The following is a 3,927-nucleotide window of genomic DNA, read 5'->3' as shown; positions in this document are numbered from 1 at the left end:
GATGAAAGCCGGGGTGGTTTACAAACGCCCCGCCTGAACTGATGAAATCCGATTTGTGCTACGCTGTCGCACATGAAAGTGGGGGTCCGCGACCTGCGGAATCGGACCAGCGAGGTGATGGACGCCGTCAAAGCCGGTGAGTTGGTCACGCTCACCGTGCACGGTGAGGCGGTCGCCGACATCGTTCCGCACCGGCAGCGTTCGCGATGGCTCTCCGGTGAGCATCTTCGTCGTGAGCTGACCGAACGTGCCGCCGACGCACGGCTCTCCGACGAACTCGACGAACTCGCCGGCCAGACCCTCGACCTGTGACTCAGCAGATGCCCGGCATCGGGCTGTTGGACACCTCGGTGTTCATCGCGCGCGAAAGTGGCCGTGCGATCACCGGACTACCCAACCGGGTGGCGCTTTCTGTCATCACGATCGGTGAATTGCAGCTCGGTGTGCTCAACGCCGGTGATCCCGTGAGTCGAGCGCGACGGGCAGACACGCTGGCACTGGCGCGCACGGCGGATCCCATCCCGATCAGCGATGCGGTGATGGTGTCCTGGGCTCGCCTCGTCGCCGACTGTCGACTTGCCGGTATCCACCGAACAGTGAAGCTCACCGACGCCTTGATCGCGGCGACAGCCATCGAGCATGGTCTTCCGGTGGTCACCCAGGACACCGACTTCGCCCTGATGGCCGGTGCCTGCCCGGCCCTTTCGGTCATCACGGTGTGAGCCGGACTCTCCCCCGCGCGCGGCCCTACAAGCCGGCCGCGAGAAACTCGCCCGACCGGTCAGCCCCCCAGGCAGCCCGGCCCGAGCAGCGCCTTCAGGTCGCCCATCAGCGCCGACGACGGCGTCACCCGCAGCGAGGAATCCAGCTCCAGCAGGGTGATCCGGTCGCCGCTGATCAGCCGCAGCTGAACCTGCGCGGTGCCGGGGTGCCGGACCAGCACCTGCTTGAGCGCGGTCACCTTGTCCAGCGTGCACTGCCGGGTCGGCAGGCTCACCGCCAGCGGGCGGGCGGCCGAGGCGGTGGAGAAATCCGGTACCGCAAGCTCGTTGGCGATCAGCGCGGTCCGGTCGTCGCGGACCGAGACCTTGGCGCCGATCAGCACCACCGCGTCGTCGACGATCTCCGCGCCGAAGCTGGCGTAGGTGTGCGGGAAGAACATCACCTCGATGCCCCCGGTGAGATCCTCCAGCTGCGCCGAGGCCCACGGCATGCCGTTCTTGTTGACCCGGCGGCTCACCGAGGCGAGGATTCCGCCGACCCGGACCTGGCTGTCGTTGGCGACGTCGCCGTCCAGGATGGCCGGGATCGGGGTGTCCACCTGGGCGGCCAGCAGGTGGGCGACGCCGTTGAGCGGGTGACCGGAGACGTACAGGCCGAGCATCTCCCGCTCCAGGGCGAGCTTGTGTTTGTCCTCCCACTCCTCGTCGGCGACCCGGATCGAGAAGACCGTGCCGGCGGCGTCCGCACCGGCTCCGCCGTCGGCCCCGCCGAACAGGTCGAACTGGCCCATCGCCTCGGCCTTCTTGGTGCCCAGCACCGAGTCGACCGCGTCGGTGTGCACCAGGAACAGTCCCTTGCGCGGGTGGCCCAGCGAGTCGAACGCGCCGGCCTTGATCAGCGACTCGGTGAGCTTCTTGTTGCACGCGGCGATGTCGACCTTGTTGAGGTAGTCCGAGAAGTCGGTGAATCTGCCTTTGCGGGTGCGGGTTTCGATCAGCGAACCGACCACGTTGGCGCCGACGTTGCGCACCGCCCCCAGCCCGTACCGGATGTCGGCGCCGACCGAGGCGAAGTTCAGCCCGGATTCGTTGACGTCCGGCGGCAGCACGGTGATGCCCAGCCGACGACAGTCGGCCAGGTACACCGCCGCCTTGTCCTTGTCGTCGCCGACCGAGGTCAGCAGCCCGGCCATGTATTCGGCCGGGTAGTTCGCCTTCAGGTAGGCGGTCCAGTACGACACCAGCCCGTAGCCGGCGGCGTGCGACTTGTTGAACGCATAGTCGGCGAACGGCAGGACGGTGTCCCACAGCGCCTTGATCGCGCCGGCCGAGAAGCCGTTGGCCTGCATGCCTTCCACGAAGCCGGCCTGCTCCTTGTCGAGCACCTCGCGCTTCTTCTTGCCCATCGCCTTGCGCAGGATGTCGGCTCGGGCCAGCGAGTAGCCGGCCACCTTCTGCGCGATCCGCATGATCTGTTCCTGGTAGACGATCAACCCGTAGGTCTCGGCTAGGATCTGCTGCAACGGCTCGGCCAGCTCCGGGTGGATCGGCTTGATCGGCTGCCGGCCGTTCTTGCGGTCGGCGTAGTCGTTGTGGGCGTTCTGCCCCATCGGGCCGGGCCGGTACAGCGCCAGCACCGCGACGATGTCGGCGAAATCGGTGGGCTGCATCCGGCGCAGCAGGTCGCGCATCGGCCCGCCGTCGAGCTGGAAGACCCCCAGCGTGTCGCCGCGGCCGAGCAGTTCGTAGGTGGCCGGGTCGTCCAGCGGCAGCGCCTCCAGATCCAGGTCGATCCCTCGGTTGGCCCGGATGTTGTCGATCGCGTCGCCGATGATGGTCAGGTTGCGCAGGCCCAGAAAGTCCATCTTCAGCAGGCCGATCGCCTCGCACGCCGGGTAGTCCCAGCCGGTGATGATCGCCCCGTCCTGCGGCCGCTTCCACAGCGGGATGGCCTCGGTCAGCGGCTCGCTGCTCATGATCACCGCGCAGGCGTGCACGCCGGCGTTGCGGACCAGCCCCTCCAGCCCGAGCGCGGTCTGGTAGATGGTGCGCACGTCCGGATCGCTGTCGATCAGCCCGCGCACCTCGGCGGCCTCCTTGTACCGCTCGTGGTTCGGGTCAGTGATGCCGGCCAGCGGGATGTCCTTGGCCATGATCGGCGGCGGCAGCGCCTTGGTGATCCGGTCGGCGATCGCGAAGCCGGGCTGGCCGTAGTGGATCCGCGCCGAGTCCTTCAGCGCCGCCTTGGTTTTGATGGTGCCGAAGGTGATCACCTGGGCGACCCGGTCGGAGCCCCACCGTTCGGCGGCGTAGCGGACCATCTCGCCGCGGCGCCGGTCGTCGAAGTCGATGTCGATGTCGGGCATCGACGTGCGCTCCGGGTTGAGGAACCGCTCGAACAGCAGCCCGTGCGGAATCGGGTCGATGTCGGTGATCCGCAGCGCGTAGGCGACCAGCGACCCGGCGGCCGAGCCGCGACCCGGACCGACCCGGATCTCCACCGACCGGGCGTAGTCGATCAGGTCGGCGACGATCAGGAAGTACGACGGGAACCCGGCGTTGCAGATCACCTCGATCTCGTAGCCGGCCCGCTCGGCGTAGCCGTCCGGCACCCCGGCCGGGAACCGCCGGGCCAGCCCGGCGTCCACCTCGTGGCGCAGCCAGGACGCCGGGTCGTGCCCGTCCGGCACGGGGAAGACCGGCATCCGGTTGCGCGGTGTCCAGACGTCGGCGTAGGAGCCCACCCGTTCGGCGATGGCCAGGGTGGCATCGCAGGCGCCGGGAATCTGCTCGTCCCAGATGGCCCGCATCTCGGCGGCCGATTTCAGGTAGTAGCCGTCGCCGTCGAACTTGAACCGGGTGGGGTCCGAGAGCGTCTTGCCGGTCTGCACGCACAGCAGCGCCTCGTGGTTCGGCGCGGCGTCGCGGGTGACGTAGTGACAGTCGTTGGTGGCCAGCGCCGGGATGCCCAGGGTGCGGCCGATCTGCAGCAGGCCGTCGCGCACCCGCCGCTCGATCGACAGGCCGTGGTCCATCACCTCCAGGAAGTAGTTGTCGGCGCCGAAGATCTCCCGCCACTTGGCCGCCGACTCCAGCGCCTCGCGGTGCTGGCCGAGTCGCAGCCGGGTCTGCACCTCCCCGGACGGGCAGCCGGTGGTGGCGATGATGCCGGCGGCGTGCTCGGCGACCAGTTCGGCGTCCATCC

Annotated in this window: 2 protein-coding genes and 1 pseudogene; 2 read left to right on the top strand and 1 reads right to left on the bottom strand. The window is 68.6% G+C overall.

The window, feature by feature from the left end:
* Nucleotides 1–72: 72 nt before the first annotated feature.
* Together AC2VNT_RS17280 and AC2VNT_RS17275 are read left to right on the top strand one after the other, a co-directional pair.
* Entirely contained in the window at nt 73–312 is a 240-nt protein-coding gene (locus tag AC2VNT_RS17280; RefSeq protein ID WP_486948019.1) for a type II toxin-antitoxin system Phd/YefM family antitoxin, read from the top strand.
* Nucleotides 313–320: 8 nt separating this feature from the next.
* Nucleotides 321–632 (top strand): annotated as a pseudogene (locus tag AC2VNT_RS17275) (PIN domain-containing protein); the annotation flags it as partial.
* A 149-nt stretch (nt 633–781) separates the two neighbouring features.
* Here AC2VNT_RS17275 and dnaE read toward each other — a convergent pair.
* Nucleotides 782–3,927: DNA polymerase III subunit alpha (gene dnaE / locus AC2VNT_RS17270; RefSeq protein ID WP_486948018.1), on the bottom strand; the 3,146-nt coding region annotated here is incomplete at its 5' end.

The sequence above is a fragment of the Mycobacterium sp. TH-M15 genome (genome assembly GCF_057473705.1).
This window is presented reverse-complemented; position numbering and strand designations above follow the sequence as displayed.